This window comes from Xanthomonas sp. NCPPB 3005 (genome assembly GCF_041228095.2).
GTDB lineage: Bacteria > Pseudomonadota > Gammaproteobacteria > Xanthomonadales > Xanthomonadaceae > Xanthomonas_A > Xanthomonas_A bonasiae.
This window is the reverse complement of sequence record NZ_CP166096.2, coordinates 216351-233599: the sequence shown is the minus strand read 5'-3', so window position 1 is coordinate 233599 and position 17249 is coordinate 216351. Positions and strand designations below refer to the sequence as shown.

Here is a 17249-nt window from a genome sequence, read left to right as displayed (position 1 = left end):
CCTCAGTCCTCCCGCCGCTGCGATTGCAACTTGGCTACCAATGCCTCGAGTTCGGCCAGTTCGTCGTCGCTGACCTCGGCGCGCTGCGACATCCACGCCACGAACGGCGACACCGAACCTTGCAAGGTCTTCTCGACGAAGCTGCCGACCGCGCTGCGCACCACGTCGTCCTGACCGCTGGTGGCGGCGTAGCGGTACACGCCCTGCACCTGGCGCCGGCGCAGATAGGCCTTGGCGCGCAGCCGCTCCATCATCGTCAGCACGGTGGAGCGGGCCAGCCCGCGGGTCTCGCCGAAGCCGGCGGCGACTTCGCCCACGCTGGCCTCGCCCTGTTCGCCGATGTATTGCAGCAGGGCCAGTTCCTGGTCCCCGATCGATTTGCGTCGCATCCGCCCGCCCCAGTGACTACACGTGTCGCTAAACCTACCCGTGGCGACATCTGTAGTCAATAGGCCGTCGGTCATTGGCTTGGCCCCCACCTGCCGACAGGACTGGCCATGGCGCCTGCGGCGCGAGCCGCGGCTCCGCAGGCGTGCGGCTCAGCCGAAATCGAAATAGAACCTGCCGTTGTAGTTGGCGATGAAACCGGTGAGCGCATCGCTGATGGCACTGGTGAACGTGGGGCCACACCTCCAGTCCGGCGCGCCCGCCCAATAGTCGTGCCAGCTGTCCGGCAGCGGGACTAGCGCCTCGTCCGGCACGTCATCCTCGTCCACCCAGACCGGTTGGCCTGCATCGGTATCGATCATGAATGCCCAGTACTGATTCGGATCGTCGCGCAGCGTCGTCACCTGCGCGCCCTGCAACGCCACTTCCAACTGCGCCTTGATCTCGTCCAGGTGCGGCTGGTCGTACCCGTGCACGCTCAGGCCGTTCTGCGCGCCGTTGTCGGCGAGCCAGTCCGCAAGCGCCGCATCGACCGCCTGCGCATAGCCATCGAAATGGGTATAGGCCGCGCGCGCAGTGGCTTTGCACCAGATCGCCACCGGCGAGCACGGCCCTCCCGGCCGGGAATAGAAGCCGGTGTTCCGTTCTTCGCCGGCGTCCACCAGACCCCAGGCATTCTGCGGAATGTAGTAGTAGTTCACGGCCGATCTCCGATTGCGGCTGGCTGCATGCAGACAACAACGCAATCGGCACGCCACTGTGAATGCGTGGCCTCTGCAGGGTGGACCTCATCCGCTCGCCTGCGCGCGGACCGTGAGCGCGGCCAGCGGCAACGGCCCGCGCTGGCCGTTTGCCGCTGTCGCTCCCGTCGCAACGACCCGGTCGTCGTGCAGTCTGCGGCTCAGCTCAGCCCTGCGGACCGCCCATCACCGGCAGGATCGCGCCGCTGATGTAGCTGGCGGTGATCGGCGAGGCCAGGAACACATAGGCCGGCGACAGTTCCTCCGGCTGTGCCGGGCGGCCCATCGCGCTGCTCTTGCCGAACTCGGCCACGTCCTCGGCGGACTTGTCGGCCGGATTCAGCGGGGTCCACACCGGGCCCGGCGCGACCGCGTTGACGCGGATCCCGCGCGGCTGCAGCTGGCTGGCCAGGGCCATGGTGAAGGCGTGGATCGCGCCCTTGGTGGCCGAGTAGTCGAGCAGCGACTTGCTGCCGAACAGGCCGGTCTCCGAGCCGCTGTTGATGATCGCCGCACCGCGCTTGAGATGCGGCAAGGCCGCGCGCGCCATGTGGAAGTAGCCGCCGATGTTGGTCTGCAGGGTTTCCTGCAGGTGTGCGTCGCTGAGGTCTTCCAGGGCATGGCAATGCAACTGGAAGGCGGCATTGTTGACCAGCACGTCGAGGCCGCCGAAGGCACGCACGGTCTGCGCCACAGCGTCTTCGCAAAACCTGGGATCCTTCACGTCGCCGGCGATGGTCAGGCAGCGCCGGCCTTCCTTCTCCACGTGCGCGCGGGTCACCTGCGCGTCCTCGTGCTCGTCCAGGTACAGCACCGCCACGTCGGCGCCTTCGCGCGCGAACAGCACCGCCACCGCGCGGCCGATGCCCGAGTCGGCGCCGGTGACGATCGCGCTCATGCCGCGCAGCTTGCCGCTGCCCACGTACTCGGGCGCCTCGAAGCGCGGTTGCAGCGCCAGGTCGGCTTCCTTGCCCGGCTTGCGCAAGTGCTGCCTGGGCATCTTCTCCGGCTGCTTGCGCAGCCCGGCCTGGGTTGGCGCGGCCGGCTTGGCCTTGGCTTTCGACTGCGCCTCGTCAGCATCGGTCGCGCGCTGCAAGACGCGCTGTTGGCGTGCGGTCTTGGCAGCTGCGGCGCCGGATCGGGACGCCGCCGGCGTGGATGGAGCGGTCTTGGTGGATGCGGCAGGACGCTTGTTGCTGGAAGCCATCGGCATTGCTCCGGAATGCGGGACGCGGCGCTGCATGGCGCCGCATCGGGTGTGGATGGACGGACGTGGGCGATCGGGCGCAAGCGCGCTAGGCGCGGCCGGCGACGCCTTCGACGCCGGCATGCTGGGCGCAATGCGCGCAGCAGAACATGCGGCCGCCGGCTTCCACGCCATGGCCGACGATGCGGCAATCGCAGTGGCTGCAGTGCGGGGCGAAGGCGTGGATCGCGCATTCGAACGAATCGAAGGTGCCGCTGCGGGCGCCCTGGGTCAGGGTAAAGGCCTTGTCGTAGTCGTTGCCGCAGACATCGCAGGTGGCCATGGTCAGGCTCCGGTTGGCTGGGAAACCGCAGTCTGGCCAAGCCCGCGGCCACGTCGGGTGAAGCCGGCCGCCGATCTCTTCATGCAGCGCAAACATCCGCCGCGACACGCTCGCCCTATCCGCAGAAGGAACCCGTCCATGATCCGCCATCCGCTCGCCCTCGCCGTTCCCCTCGCCGCCAGCTTGCTGCTCGGTGCGTGCAGCACCACCCAGATCGCCGAGGTGCAGCCGATCGACGGCGTCATCTCCGGCCAGTGCCACATCGACAAGGTCCGCGGCGCCGCCGGCCTGGCCGCTGCGCAGACCACCGTCGAACGCGCCCGCGTCGATAGCGACAGCCTGAAGGTGCAGGTGGTCAACAGCAGCGTCGGCCACAGCGGCGCCACTTCCAGCGGCGTGGACAGCGCATCGCGCGGTGCCGGCGAGAGCGGCGGCGATCGCCTGACCATCGAGGTCGGCCCGTACAACAACATCACCACGCTGTATTGCGGTTGATGCCGCGCGCCGCCGGTTGAGCGACGCAGGCGGCGCGGTTCTGCCGCGACCGCGTCGCGACGCGCGCTGAACGCGCAGCCGCGCCAGCGCTGCGCTCAGGCGCGGCCGCGCGAGCGCGCGGCGTTCCCGGCCGCCACGCCGCTGACGGCCCGACGCGGCGGCGTGGACTTCGTCGACCTGGCACCGGCCGCCTTCGAGCCCGTCTTCTTGTTGGCTGGCGTGGCCTTGGCCGCCTTGCGGGTCGCGGCACGCGCCCGCGCCAAGTACTTCAGCGTGGCCAGGTCCCATTGCCGCTCGCCGCGCACGCGCTCGCACAGGCCGTGCAGTTCGCCGCCGCGCCAGCCGGCAAACACGCACGGGTCGATGTAGGCCTTGCGGCACACCGCCGGGGTATTGCCCAGCGCATCGGCCACCTCGCGGATCACCGCGTTCTGCGCCAGCTTCAGCGCGCGCTCGCTGCTGGGTTCGGGCAGGGGCAGCTGCGCCAGCCGTTGCAACGCGGCGCGGGTGCCGCCCCAGGTGCGGAAGTCCTTGGCGGTGAAGCTCTCGCCCATCGCCTCGCGCAGGTAGTCGTTGACCTCGCCCGAGTCCACCGGCTGCAGCTGGCCGTCGTCGTCGCGGTACTGGAACAGCGCCTGCCCGGGCAATTGCTGGCAGCCGCGGATCAGCTTGACCAGGCGCACGTCGTCGACCTCGATGTCGTGCTCCTGCCCGCCCTTGCCGCGGAACTTCAGCCGCGCGCGGCCGCCCTTGACGAACGCCAGGTGCCGGTTGCGCAGCGTGGTCAGGCCGTAGGAGCGGTTGCTGCGCGCGTATTCGGCGTTGCCGACGCGCACCAGGGTCTCGGCCATCAGCGCCACCACCATCGCCAGCACCTTGTCGCGCGGGTAGCCGGGCAGCGCCAGGTCGCGGCGCAGGCGTCGGCGCAGCCGCGGCAGGGCCTGGCCGAAGGCCATGATCCGTTCGAACTTGCCGTCGCCGCGCACCTGCGCCCAATCGGCGTGGTAGCGGTACTGCTTGCGCCGCCGCGCATCGCGGCCGGTGGCCTGCACGTGGCCGTTGGCCTTGGTGCAGATCCACACCTCGGTATAGGCCGGCGGGATGGCCAGCTGGCGGATGCGCTGCAGGGTCGGCGCGTCGCGCACCGCGCTGCCGTCGGGCAGGCGGTAGCCGAAGCCCTTGCCGGCGCGGCGGCGGGCGATGCCGGGCTGGTCGTCGCTGACATAGACCAGGCCGGCGCTGCTGGCGGCCTGCCTGGCCTGCAGCGCGCGCGCCGCCTCGGTGGCGGCGGTGGGACGGGACGCGTTGGACATCGGGACGCCAGCGGTTGGGGAGCGGCGATTGTCGGCAGCGCGCTGCCTAGGCCGCGTCAACGGCGGCCGGTTAACGTGTGGCGAACGCGACTTGTCCGATTCTTCTGCGCTTATGCTGGACCCGTCCTCCCTCCACCCACCAGGAGCCCCGATGAGCACTTTCCTTTCTTCTCGTGCGTCCGCGCGTGCCGGCCTGTTCGGCACGGCGTGCCTGGCGCTGGCACTGGCCGCGTGCACCGCGCCGCCGCCGGACGAGCAGGAACAGGTGGCGGCCAAGGCCCAGGCCGCCGCGCAGCAGGCCGCCGCGCCGGATCCGGCCAGCGCCCCGGAGCCGCCGCCGGTCGGCACCTGCGACGCCTCGCAGGCGCAGGGCCTGGTCGGCCAGGCCGCCGAACAGGCGCTGCTGGACCAGGCGCGCAGCGACACCGGCGCCAAGAGCGTGCGCGTGCTCAAGCCGAACCAGGCGGTGACGATGGAGTTCGACGGCGAACGGCTGAATATCGAGGTCGATGCCAAGAACCAGATCACCGGCGTGCGCTGCGGCTGAGGCCCGTCCGGCGGCACCTGCAGGCGCCGTGCACGGTTGCGGCAGCGAGGCGGTTGCCGCCACTACGGTTGCAGCTGCAACCGTGTATTGCGGCACCGCACCAACATGTGCTTTAGTCGATGTTCCGGTGACCTCAAGATGCGCTCCAGGATAGAGCGGGGGCGAGTGTCGCCGCGTTCCTTCGGATCGCTTTTCAGAGGCAGACATGGCCCCCCGCAACCGCCACGGGCTCTACGACCCCCAAGATGAGCGCGATGCCTGTGGTTTCGGCATGGTCGCGCAACTCGATGACCAACCCTCGCGGGCCCTGGTCGATACCGCCATTGCCGCGCTGTCGCGGATGACCCACCGTGGCGGCGTCGCCGCCGACGGCCTGACCGGCGACGGCTGCGGCCTGCTGATCCGCAAACCCGATGCGTTCCTGCGCGCGCTGGCGCGCGACGCCGGCATCGCGGTGGGCGCGCGCTTCGCCGCCGGCCAGGTGTTCATGCCGCGCGACGACGTGGACGGTGCCGCACGCTGCCGCCAGGTGCTGGAAGAGGAACTGCTCCGCGCCGGCACCCAGCCGCGCGGCTGGCGGGTCACCCCCACCGACGATTCGGTGTGCGGGCAGCTGGCCAAGGACACCTTGCCGCACATCGAGCAGGTGTTCGTCGATGCCGGCGCCGAGCACAGCGAAGACGGTTTCGCCCTGGCCCTGTTCCTGGCGCGCCGCCGCGCCGAGCAGCGCCTGCGCGACATCGCCGACTTCTACGTCACCACGCTCTCGCCCAACGGCATCAGCTACAAGGGCATGGTGCTGCCGGACAAGCTCAGCACCTTCTACCCGGACCTGCAGCGCAGCGACCTGGCCTCCAGCGCGATCGTGTTCCACCAGCGCTTCTCGACCAACACGCTGCCGCGCTGGCCGCTGGCGCATCCGTTCCGGCTGCTCGCGCACAACGGCGAGATCAACACCATCGAGGGCAACCGGCACTGGGCGCAGGCGCGCAGCAAGGTGTGGAAGACCCCACGCTTCGACATCGCCGAGTTCGACCCGGTGATCTCGATGCACGGCTCCGATTCGCAGAGCCTGGACAACATGCTCGAGCTGCTGGTCGCCGGCGGCATGGACCTGCTGCAGGCGCTGCGCATCCTGGTCCCGCCGGCGACCCAGTCGCTGGAGTTCAAGGACGCCGACCTGGCCGCGTTCTACGAGTTCTACGGGCTCAACACCGAGCCGTGGGACGGCCCGGCCGGCATCGTCGCCTGCGACGGCCGCTATGCGGCGTGCATGCTCGACCGCAACGGGCTGCGCCCGGCGCGCTGGATGCTGACCTCCGACCGCCATTTCCTGGTCGCCTCCGAAGCCGGCGTGTGGGAATTGCCGGCCGAGCGCGTGACCCGCAAGGGCAAGCTCGGCCCGGGCGAGATGATGGCCATCGACCTCAAGCGCGGCGACCTGCTCGACTCGGACGCGATCGACCGCATCAACCGCGGCCGCGCCCCGTACAAGCAGTGGCTGCAGCAGGGCGTGACCTACCTGCAGACCGAGCTGATCGATCCCTCGCTGGTCGAGGAGCCGTTCGACGAGCGCACCCTGCGCAGCTACCACAAGCTGTTCCAGCTCAGCACCGAGGAAGTGGAGCAGGTGCTGCGGCCGCTGGCCGAGACCGAGCAGGAAGCCACCGGCTCGATGGGCGACGACACCCCGATGGCGGTGCTCAGCCGCCACACCCGGCCGCTGTACGACTACTTCCGCCAGGCGTTCGCGCAGGTCACCAACCCGCCGATCGATCCGTTGCGGGAAGACTGCGTGATGTCGCTGACCACCCAGCTCGGCAAGGAGACCAACATCTTCCATGCCGGCCCGGAGACGGTGAACCACGTCATCCTCAATTCGCCGGTGCTCAGCCAGCGCAAGCTGCGCCAGCTGCTGAAGATGGAGCAGTACCAGACCCGCAACGCGCAGATCGACCTGTCCTACAGCGTCGAGGAAGGCCTCAAGGCCGGCCTGGAACGGATCTGCGCGCAGGCCGAGCAGGCGGTGCGCGACGGCAAGGTCATGCTGCTGCTGACCGACCGCTACCCGGTGCCGGAACGGCCGATGGCGCATGCGCTGCTGGCCACCGGCGCGGTGCACCACCATCTGTCGCGCGCCGGCCTGCGCTGCGACGCCAACCTGATCATCGAGACCGGCACCGCGCGCGATCCGCACCACATGGCCTGCCTGCTCGGGTTCGGCGCCACCGCGGTGTATCCGTACCTGGCCTACCAGACCCTGTTCGACCTGGGCCGGCGCGGCATCCTGCTGCTGAAGAAGGGCGGCGAACAGGCGCAGATCGGCCGCAAGTACCGCAAGGGCATCTACAAGGGCCTGTCCAAGATCATCTCCAAGATGGGCATCTGCACCATCGCCAGCTACCGCGGCGCGCAGCTGTTCGAGATCGTCGGACTGGATCCGGACGTGGTCCAGCTGTGCTTCCCGGACACCGCCTCGCGCATCGGCGGGGTCAACCTGGCGCGGCTGGACACCGAGGCGCGGCAGCTGACCGCGCGCGCCTGGAACGACCTGCTCAAGCCGGAAGTGGGCGGGCTGCTGAAGTACGTGCACGGCGGCGAGTACCACATGTACAACCCGGACGTGGTCATGACCCTGCAGCGCGCCACGCGCAGCGGCGAGCAGGCCGACTGGGCCGCGTACGCCGAGGCGGTGCATGCGCGTCCGCCGTCGGCGCTGCGCGACCTGCTGCAGCTCAAGCGCGCCGAGGTGCCGACCCCGCTCGACGAGGTCGCCCCGGCCGCCGACCTGCTGCGCCGCTTCGACACCGCCGCGATCAGCCTGGGTGCGCTGTCGCCCGAGGCGCACGAGGCGCTGGCGATCGCGATGAACCGCCTCGGCGGGCGCAGCAACTCCGGCGAAGGCGGCGAAGACCCGGCGCGCTATGGCACCGAGAAGCGCTCCAAGATCAAGCAGGTGGCCTCCGGCCGCTTCGGCGTCACCCCCGAGTACCTGGTCAATGCCGAGGTGCTGCAGATCAAGGTCGCGCAGGGCGCCAAGCCCGGCGAAGGCGGCCAGTTGCCCGGGCACAAGGTCAACGAGCTGATCGCGCGGCTGCGCTACGCCAAGCCGGGCATCGGCCTGATCTCGCCGCCGCCGCACCACGACATCTATTCGATCGAGGACCTGGCGCAGCTGATCTACGACCTCAAGCAGGTCAACCCGACCGCATTGGTGTCGGTGAAGCTGGTCAGCCATGCCGGCGTGGGCACCATCGCCGCCGGCGTGGTCAAGGCCGGCGCCGACCTGATCACCGTGTCCGGCCACGACGGCGGCACCGGCGCCAGCCCGGTCAGCTCGATCCGCTATGCCGGCGTGCCGTGGGAACTGGGCCTGGCCGAGTCGCACCAGGCGCTGGTCGCCAACAACCTGCGCGACCGCACCATCCTGCAGACCGACGGCGGCCTGAAGACCGGCCTGGACGTGATCAAGGCCGCGATCCTGGGCGCCGACAGTTTCGGCTTCGGCACCGGCCCGATGATCGTGCTCGGCTGCAAGTACCTGCGCATCTGCCACCTCAACAACTGCGCCACCGGCGTGGCCACGCAGGACGAACGGCTGCGCGCCAACTACTTCACCGGCCTGCCCGAGCGGGTGGAGAATTTCTTCAAGCTGCTGTCCGAAGAAGTGCGGCAATGGCTGTCGTACCTGGGCGCGCGCTCGCTGGACGAGATCATCGGCCGCACCGAGCTGCTGCAGCAGCTGGACGTGTCGCCGCGCGAAGGCGTGCGCGTGGACCTGTCGCGTCTGCTCAAGGACGTGCGCTACGACGGCGGCCATTGCGCGGCGCAGCGCCTGTACGAATCGCCGGACAGCCTGGCCACGCAGATGGACGGCCTGCTCGCCGACGCGATCGCCAACAAGACCGGCGGCGACCATCGCTTCCTGATCCACAACACCGACCGCTCGATCGGCGCGCGCCTGTCCGGCGCCATCGCCCGCGTGCACGGCAACCACGGCATGGACGACGCGCCGCTGACCCTGCGCTTCCGCGGCTCGGCCGGGCAGAGCTTCGGCGCGTTCAACGCCGGCGGCCTGCAGCTGGAGCTGGAAGGCGAGGCCAACGACTACGTCGGCAAGGGCATGGCCGGCGGCCGCCTGGTGGTGCGTCCGCCGCGCGGCGCGCGCTTCGAGGCGCGCAGCACCGCGATCATCGGCAACACCTGCCTGTACGGCGCCACCGGCGGCGAGCTGTACGCCGCCGGCCGCGCCGGCGAGCGCTTCGGCGTGCGCAACTCCGGCGCGCTGGCGGTGATCGAAGGCGCCGGCGACCACTGCTGCGAGTACATGACCGACGGCATCGTGCTGGTGCTGGGCAAGGTCGGGCTGAATTTCGGCGCCGGCTTCACCGGCGGCCTGGCCTACGTGCTCGACGTCGACCGCGATTTCGTCGACCGCTACAACCACGAGCTGATCGACATCCATCGCATCTCCGCCGAAGGCTTCGAAAGCCACCGCCAGCACCTGCACAAGCTGATCAGCCGCCACCGCGAACTGACCGGCAGCATCTGGGCGCAACAGATCCTCGACGAGTTCCGCGACTACGTCGGCAAGTTCTGGCTGGTCAAGCCGAAGGCGGCGAGCATCGAGTCGCTGACCGAGTCGTTGCGGCGCGCCGCCTGATGGCGGCGCCGGGAATCGGGACTGGGGAATCGGGAATGGTCAAAGCCCGGCTCGCCAGTTCCCCTTCCGCGCACGCAGATCCGCTTTTCCGATTCCCCATTCCCCATTCCCGACTCCCAGCCCTATGAGCCGCAAACAAGCCTTCCAGTTCCTCGACCTGCCCCGGCAGATGCCGCAGCGCATCCCGGTGGAGCTGCGTACGTCCGGCGACTGGAACGAGCTGTACGGCAAGTTCGACAAGGCCGACGCGCAGTACCAGGCCGGGCGCTGCCTGGATTGCGGCAATCCGTACTGCAGCTGGAAATGTCCGGTGCACAACGCGATCCCGCAGTGGCTGCAGCTGGTGCAGGAGAACCGCATCGAGGAAGCCGCGGCGCTGTGCCACAGCACCAATCCGCTGCCGGAAGTGTGCGGCCGGGTGTGCCCGCAGGACCGCCTGTGCGAAGGCAGCTGCACGCTGGAGGAATTCGGCGCGGTCACCATCGGCGCGGTGGAGAAGTACATCGTCGATACCGCGCTCAACAACGGCTGGCGCCCGGACCTGAGCCAGGTCCAGGCCACCGGCAAGCGCGTGGCGGTGATCGGCGCCGGCCCGGCCGGGCTCAGCTGCGCCGACCGCCTGGTCCGCGCCGGCATCCATGCGGTGGTCTACGACCGCTACGAACAGATCGGCGGGCTGCTGCAGTTCGGCATCCCCAGCTTCAAGCTCGACAAGAGCGTGATCGGCAAGCGTCGCGAGGTGCTTGAAGGCATGGGCGTGGAGTTCCGCCTGGGCGTGGAAATCGGCCGCGACGTGAGCCTGGAGCAGTTGCTCGGCGAATACGACGCGGTGTTCCTCGGCACCGGCGCCTACCGCTACACCGATGGCGGCCTGGCCGGCCAGGACCTGCCCGGCGTGCTGCCGGCGCTGCCGTTCCTGGTGCAGAACAGCCGCATCGTCGGCGGCAACGATCCGTGGGGCCGGCCGATCGCCGGCTGGGAAGACACCATCGCGCTGCCGGACCTGAGCGGCAAGCGCGTGGTGGTGCTCGGCGGCGGCGACACCGGCATGGACTGCGTGCGCAGCGCGATCCGCCTGGGCGCGGCCAAGGTCACCTGCGCCTATCGCCGCGACGAAGCCAACATGCCCGGCTCGGCGCGCGAAGTGGCCAACGCGCGCGAGGAAGGCGTGCGCTTCCTGTTCAACCGCCAGCCGCTGGCGGTGGAAGCCGATGCCAGCGGCAAGCTGGCCGGCGTGCGCGTGGTGCAGACCCGCCTGGGCGAACCCGATGCGCGCGGCCGCCAGGCCGCGGTGCCGATCGAAGGCAGCGAATCGCTGCTGGACGCGGACGTGGTGATCATCGCCTTCGGCTTCTCGCCGAGCGTGCCGGAATGGCTGGCCGCGCAGGGCGTGGAAGGCACCGCCAATGGCCGCATCCTGGCCGGCGGCAGCGACCCCGACGGCAGCGGCCGCCTGCCGTACCAGACCACCAACCCCAAGCTGTTCGCCGGCGGCGATGCGGTGCGCGGCGCGGATCTGGTGGTGACCGCGGTCGCCGAAGGCCGCGACGCGGCCGCCAGCATCGCCGAATGGATCGGCAACCGCCTGCCGGTGACCACCCAGGCCGCCGCCTGAGCGAGATCGACCGCATCCAAGCAATGGCGTCGCATGCCCGGCAGCGAACGGCCGGGCAGAAGGTTTGCGCGGATTGACGGCGATGCAGCGGCACTCGTCCTGGGCCCGGCATCCGCCGCGCCCCCACGACGCCGGCATGGTCGCGTCGGGACTGAAGTCCCCCCACAAGTGCGCCCTTCAGGCACCGCAGCCCCCTTGTAGGAGCGGCTTCAGCCGCGACAAGCGAAATCGGAACCCACGTGACTCGGCTACCTGGCGGGGCTGAAGCCCCTCCCAAAAGTGCACGCATCAGGCACCGCGGTCCCCTGTAGGAGCGGCTTCAGCCGCGACGAGCGAAGCCGGAAACCATGCGGCTCGACGATCTGTCAGAACTGAGACCCCATCCCACAAGTGCACTCGCCGGGCATAGAAGCCCCTGTGGGAGCGACTTCAGTCGCGACGAGCGGCGTCGGAAACCACGCGGCTCGGCCATCTGCCAGGGCTGAAATCCCGTTCCGCAAGTACACGCACCGTGCATGGAAGCCCCTGTGGGAGCGACTTCAGTCGCGACGAGCGGAGTCCCAATCCGCCTGGTTCGGCTCTCTGTCAGGGCTGAAGCCCCTCCTACGAAAGCGCACGGCGGATGCGCCCACGCAGGCCATTCAAACCACGCCGACCATCCATGTGCCACGGAGCGGGGATTGCACCTGAATCGCCACGCGCGCAACGCCGTTTTTCGCACGAGTGAATGAGGCGCTAACGCGCGAGCGCCTAGGCTGGCCGCGCGCGTGCGATCCGCGCACCCTTGCACCGCCGGCTGCTTCCCCCGATGGCACAACCGCATCCTCCCCTCCCCCAAGGACGCTCCCCATGTCGCTTTCCTCTCTCTGGTCGTCGCGGCTACGCCCCGTCTCTCCCGCCGTGTTGCTGCTCGCCCTCGCCTTCGGCGCATCCGCGCAGGACGGCAAGAGCGTGCTCAAGTACGCCGGCGTCAACCTCTCCGGCGCCGAATTCAATTCCGGCAAGAAGCCGGGCACGCTGTACAAGGACTACACCTATCCGGGCCCGGCGGACTACAGCTACTTCGCCGGCAAGGGTATGAACATCGTGCGCCTGCCGTTCCTGTGGGAACGCCTGCAGCCCACCGCCAAGGGCGAGTTCGACCCCGCGCAGCTGGCGCAGATCAAGAAGGCGGTGGCGCAGGCCAAGGCCAACCACCTGCATCTGATCCTGGACCCGCACAACTACGCCAAGTACAACGGCGCGCTGATCGGCAGCGACGGTGCGCCGGCCGAGGTGTTCGCCGACCTGTGGCGACGCCTGGCGACCGAATTCAAGGACGACGACACGGTGATCTTCGGCCTGATGAACGAGCCCAACGCGGTGTCCTCCACCGATTGGGCCGCGGCCGCGCAAGCGGCGATCAACGCGATCCGCAAGGCCGGGGCCAAGAACCTGGTGCTGGTCCCCGGCACCGCCTACACCGGCGCGCACAGCTGGCGCAGCACCTACTACGGCACCTCCAACGCGGTGGCGCTGCAGCCGCTGACCGATCCGGGCAACCGCATGGCCTTCGAAGCGCACCAGTACTTCGACAAGGACAACAGCGGCACCAAGGGCGAATGCGTCAGCGCCACCGCCGGCGCCGAGAAACTGGCCGGCTTCGTCAGCTGGCTGCGCGAGAACAAGAAAGTCGGCTTCATCGGCGAGTTCGCCACCGCCGATACCCCCGTCTGCAACCAGGCCCTGGAAGGCCTGCTCAGCTACATCGAGCAGAACAACGACGTGATCGTCGGCTGGACCTGGTGGGCGGCCGGCGCGTGGTGGAAGAACGACTATCCGTTCAACGTGCAACCGAACAAGGACGGCAGCGACAAGCCGCAGATGTCGATCCTGTCCAAGCACGCGCGCAAGGTGACCGGGAAGTAGGCGCACCGGCGCTGCCGGGCGATCGCCCGGCGCGCCGTTCCTGCACGCGTGGTTGCGGCCGCGCAGAAAAGCATCGCATACGCCGCCGCATGCAGTGCGGCGGCGATGGCCGACAGAGAACCAGTGCGCGTTGGCCATGCCAAGCCCTGCACAGATCCACGCATGCACGCATGCCGGTCGTAGTGGCGGAACCGGGAATGCATTACGGTGCGAGCAAGCACACCGTTTGTCATCAGCTCGGCCAACCCGCGATCCGCCTGGCCGAGTCTCCCCCCGCTGATGCAGAAGGAGGCTCCCCATGGTCCATGCCTCGCCGTGCCTACGCGCACTGCGCCTGGCGCTGTTGTTGTCCTTGCTCGCCGTGCTGCCGCCATTGCACGCGCAAGGCGTGCTGAAATTCGCCGGCGTCAATCTGTCCGGCGCGGAGATCAGCTCCAGCAAGAAGCCAGGCGTACTCAACGTCGACTACTTCTATCCGCGCGATGCCGACTACGCGTATTTCGCCGGCAAGGGCATGAACATCGTGCGCCTGCCGGTGTTGTGGGAACGCCTGCAGCCCAGCCCGCAGGGCCGGCTGGACGCGGCGCAGCTGGCGTTGATCAAGGCCGCGGCGAAGCAGGCCAAGGCGCAGCGCATGCACCTGATCGTGGACATCCACAACTACGCCAGCTACTACGGCAACAAGATCGGCAGCGCGACCGTGCCGATCAAGACCTTCAGCGATCTGTGGCAGCGCCTGGCGCTCGAGTTCAAGGACGATAATGCCGTGGTCTTCGGCCTGATGAACGAGCCGAACAACATCGCGCCCGGAATGTGGGCCGCGGCCGCGCAGGCCGCGGTGGATGCGATCCGCGTCACCGGCGCGCGCAACCTGATCCTGGTGCCGGGCGCGCTGTGGAGCGGCGCGCACAGCTGGTACTCGACCGTCGGCGGCGAATCCAACGCCACCGCGCTGGCGGCGCTGTACGACCCGCTGCGGCGCACCGCCATCGAAGTGCACCAGTATCTGGACATCGATTCCAGCGGCACCAGCGCCACCTGCGTGAGCGGCAGCATCGGTGCCGAACGCCTGGTCGGCTTCACCGACTGGCTGCGCACGACCGGACACATCGGCTTCCTCGGCGAGTTCGGTGCTGCCGACAATGCCGCATGCCGGCAGGCGCTGGACGGCATGCTCGGCTACATCGAGCAACACAGCGCGGTGTGGTTGGGCTGGAGCTACTGGGCGGGGGGCGCCTGGTGGAACGCGGACTATCCGTTCAACGTGCAACCCGGTGCGGACGGCCGCGACAAACCGCAGATGTCGATCCTGTCGGCCAGGGCGAAGCGCATCGCGCGCTGACGCCACGTTTCCTGCGAGAGAGAACACCGCAGCGCGGGCCGAACAAGGCCTGAGCGTCGGCGACGGCATGCGTGGCGCCAACGCGTCGGCGCCACGCACGCACACCGCTGGCATGCCGATTGCAACGGATGGGAACAGCCCGCGCCACACACCTGGTGCGCGGCGGCGCCCATTCGCTCTTCCCCCCACGAAGAAGGCAATCCCATGCGACGCAATTCCCTCACCCTCCTGCTTGCTCCCTCACGCTGGCTGCTGCGCCCAGCGCTGTGCCTGCTGCTGGCCACCAGTACCTCCACCGCGCTCGCCCAGGACGGCGCGCACTACGCCGGCCTCAACCTGGCCGGCGCCGAATTCAATTCGGCCAGGAAACCGGGCGTGGTCTTCAAGGACTACCTGTATCCGCGCGACAGCGACTACGCCTACGTCGCCGCGCAAGGCATGAACATCGTGCGCCTGCCGTTCCTGTGGGAACGCCTGCAGCCCACCGCCAACGGCGAATTGGACGCCACCCAGCTCGGCTATCTGCAGACCGCGGTGAGCCGCGCCAAAAGCCACAACCTGCGCGTGATCCTGGACCTGCACAACTACGCCAAGTACGACGGCGCGCGGATCGGCAGCGACGGCACGCCCGCCAGCGTGCTGGCCGACCTGTGGCGGCGCCTGGCGATCGTGTTCGGCAACGACGACGCGGTGATCTTCGGGCTGATGAACGAGCCCAACGGCATTTCCTCCGGCGACTGGACCGCCGCCGCGCAACTGGCGATCGATGCGATCCGCGGCGCCGGCGCCTACAACCTGATCATGGTGCCGGGCACCGCGTATACCGGCGCGCACAGCTGGAACAGCACCTGGTACGGCGTGTCCAACGCGGCATCGCTGGTGTCGATCGAGGATCCGGTCGAAAACCTGGTGTTCGAAGTCCACCAGTACCTGGACCAGGACTACAGCGGCACCAGCGCCGACTGCGTCAGCGCCACCATCGGCTCGGAGAAGCTGCAGGCCTTCACCCAGTGGCTGCGGGCCAACGGCTACAAGGGCTTCCTCGGCGAATTCGGCGCCAGCAGCAACGCCACCTGCATGGCCGCACTCGACGACATGCTCGGCTACGTGCACGACAACGCCGACGTGTGGCTGGGCTGGACCGCGTGGGCGGCCGGCGCCTGGTGGAAGACCGATTACGCGTTCAACCTGCAGCCGAACCAGGACGGCACGGACAAGCCGCAGATGAGCGTGCTGTCGGCGCGGGCGCGGGAGATCGTTCAGTAGCCGGGATTCGGGATTCGGGATGGCGGGATTGGTGGAGCGCGGAGCGGCTCGGTTCGGCGGCGTCGAACTTCGGTCGATGGCGATAGCGGGCGATTGAGTCCGTACCGCGATCCGGCGCAGACTGTCGTTCCTCTTCCGCACGGATCGACGTATGCGCCTGGGCCTGGCCGCCAACCGACTGCACCACCAGGGCAAGGACGCCGCCCTGTTCCGCTGGCTGCGCGCCTGCGAGGCCGGCATCCGCGAACTGCAGCTCGGCCTGCACGCAGTCGGCCGCACCCACGAGGCGATCGCGCGCGCCGGCTGGCTGTCGGGCTACGCGGAACTCAAGCGCTATCCGTTCGGCCGCGAAGGCGGACTGATGAAGCTGGTCGCCGAAGTGGTGGGCCTGGAAGGCGCCGAACGCACCCTCGACGGGGCGATCTACTTCATCGATCCGGTCGATCCGTCCTCGATCTTTCCCGAAGCGATCGCGCTCAAGCGCCAGTGCGTGATCCACGGCAAGCCCTTCATCTCCACCGTGGCCAGCGCCCGCGACTGGATCGAGATGGAGCGCGTGCACGCCGGGTTGGCCGCCGACGCCGGCGCCGACGACCTGCATGCGCTGGAGCGGCACACCCTGGCGCTGATCGCGCACGATGCGATGAAGCCGCAGATGCTGGCCTTCGCCAGCGAGCATTTCGACCTGTTGTCGCGCTTCGCCGAGCGCGTGGCCACCGGCACCACCGGCCAGCGCCTCAACGAACTGGCCTGGAGCCGCGGCTGGCCGCAGGGCCAGGACTGGGTGCACCGCTACCAGAGCGGGCCGATGGGCGGCGATGCGCAGATCGCCGACCGCGTGCTGGAACGGCGTTGCCAACGCGCGATCTTCTTCGAGGATCCGCACGTGGCGCGCCAGCACGAGGCCGACATCCAGTTGTTGGAGCGCGCGGTGACCACGGTGACCGACAGCGCGGTGTGCATCACCTCGCCCCTGGTCGCCGCACGCTGGGCGCAGGCGGCGGCGAAGCGGGCGCTGCCGTCGGCCTGAGCGGCTGCGAGCGTTTCTCCAGGCCATTGGCCCCCTGTGGGAGCGACTTCAGTCGCGACGCGCATTACCTAGAATGCCCGTCGCGATTTTGCTGCGCTGCCATCCGGAGCCGCTCCCAACTGGTGTCGTCTCCAAGTCGAATGCTCCCGGCGGTGTCCTGACGCCGGCAGACCCGGGCCGGACGCATGGTTCCAGGAAGGAACCAACCGTACCGCGTGGGTTCTGCCCTTCGCAGTGACCTTCTCCAAGTGCTTTTTTTCATCGCACTGACCTGAGCGCTTCTTCTCACCCTCGCTTCGCTTTCGAGCAAACGCGATAGCAGCTGACCTGCGCAGACTGCATGACACGTCCGCACGACCCGTGGCCCGCTAGACGGCGACCGCGGCCAGCAGCGTCGTCCGCCCAGCCGCGGAA

The 17249-nt window shown here is 69.0% G+C and carries 13 protein-coding genes; 8 read left to right on the top strand and 5 right to left on the bottom strand.

Annotation, left to right across the window (positions count from 1 at the left end; translation table 11 throughout):
- Positions 1 to 2 precede the first annotated feature (2 nt).
- The 4 genes from AB8810_RS01050 to AB8810_RS01035 form a co-directional block, all read right to left on the bottom strand.
- Positions 3 to 389 (bottom strand): BlaI/MecI/CopY family transcriptional regulator, encoded by a 387-nt coding sequence (locus tag AB8810_RS01050; RefSeq protein ID WP_053836589.1) that lies wholly within the window; start codon positions 387 to 389, stop codon positions 3 to 5.
- 150 nt (positions 390 to 539) lie between these two features.
- Complete coding sequence (locus tag AB8810_RS01045) at positions 540 to 1088, bottom strand: hypothetical protein (protein WP_369915277.1); 549 nt, start codon at positions 1086 to 1088, stop codon at positions 540 to 542.
- Between the two features lie 205 nt (positions 1089 to 1293).
- Positions 1294 to 2334: an SDR family oxidoreductase gene (locus tag AB8810_RS01040; protein ID WP_369915275.1), complete on the bottom strand. Its 1041-nt coding sequence runs from the start codon at positions 2332 to 2334 to the stop codon at positions 1294 to 1296.
- An 88-nt stretch (positions 2335 to 2422) separates the two neighbouring features.
- Positions 2423 to 2656, bottom strand: a complete 234-nt coding sequence (locus tag AB8810_RS01035) for a hypothetical protein (RefSeq protein ID WP_179571187.1) — start codon at positions 2654 to 2656, stop codon at positions 2423 to 2425.
- Positions 2657 to 2794: 138 nt separating this feature from the next.
- Here AB8810_RS01035 and AB8810_RS01030 point away from each other — a divergent pair, with 138 nt between their 5' ends.
- Positions 2795 to 3151, top strand: a complete 357-nt coding sequence (locus AB8810_RS01030) for a hypothetical protein (protein ID WP_206257240.1) — start codon at positions 2795 to 2797, stop codon at positions 3149 to 3151.
- A 95-nt stretch (positions 3152 to 3246) separates the two neighbouring features.
- On the opposite strand, the gene AB8810_RS01025 is transcribed toward AB8810_RS01030, so the two are convergent.
- Positions 3247 to 4464 carry a DNA topoisomerase IB gene (locus AB8810_RS01025; protein WP_369915273.1) on the bottom strand — a complete coding sequence of 406 codons (1218 nt, stop codon included), beginning with the start codon at positions 4462 to 4464 and terminating at the stop codon, positions 3247 to 3249.
- Positions 4465 to 4615: 151 nt separating this feature from the next.
- On the opposite strand from AB8810_RS01025, the gene AB8810_RS01020 reads away from it, so the two are divergent.
- From AB8810_RS01020 to AB8810_RS00990, 7 genes are all read left to right on the top strand, one after another.
- Positions 4616 to 5011 carry an I78 family peptidase inhibitor gene (locus AB8810_RS01020; RefSeq protein ID WP_225210129.1) on the top strand — a complete coding sequence of 132 codons (396 nt, stop codon included), beginning with the start codon at positions 4616 to 4618 and terminating at the stop codon, positions 5009 to 5011.
- Positions 5012 to 5216: 205 nt separating this feature from the next.
- A complete protein-coding gene (gltB, locus tag AB8810_RS01015) occupies positions 5217 to 9674 on the top strand; it encodes a glutamate synthase large subunit (RefSeq protein ID WP_369915272.1) in 4458 nt (1485 codons plus the stop codon).
- A 124-nt stretch (positions 9675 to 9798) separates the two neighbouring features.
- Positions 9799 to 11289: an FAD-dependent oxidoreductase gene (locus AB8810_RS01010; protein ID WP_191826649.1), complete on the top strand. Its 1491-nt coding sequence runs from the start codon at positions 9799 to 9801 to the stop codon at positions 11287 to 11289.
- Between the two features lie 849 nt (positions 11290 to 12138).
- Positions 12139 to 13197: a glycoside hydrolase family 5 protein gene (locus AB8810_RS01005; protein WP_369915271.1), complete on the top strand. Its 1059-nt coding sequence runs from the start codon at positions 12139 to 12141 to the stop codon at positions 13195 to 13197.
- Positions 13198 to 13495: 298 nt separating this feature from the next.
- On the top strand, positions 13496 to 14539 hold the full coding sequence (locus AB8810_RS01000) for a glycoside hydrolase family 5 protein (RefSeq protein WP_369915270.1): 1044 nt from the start codon (positions 13496 to 13498) through the stop codon (positions 14537 to 14539).
- A 204-nt stretch (positions 14540 to 14743) separates the two neighbouring features.
- Positions 14744 to 15805, top strand: coding sequence for a glycoside hydrolase family 5 protein (locus AB8810_RS00995; protein WP_369915269.1), 1062 nt, complete (start codon positions 14744 to 14746; stop codon positions 15803 to 15805).
- A 151-nt stretch (positions 15806 to 15956) separates the two neighbouring features.
- Positions 15957 to 16835 (top strand): methylglyoxal synthase, encoded by an 879-nt coding sequence (locus AB8810_RS00990; RefSeq protein ID WP_179571195.1) that lies wholly within the window; start codon positions 15957 to 15959, stop codon positions 16833 to 16835.
- Positions 16836 to 17249 lie beyond the last annotated feature (414 nt).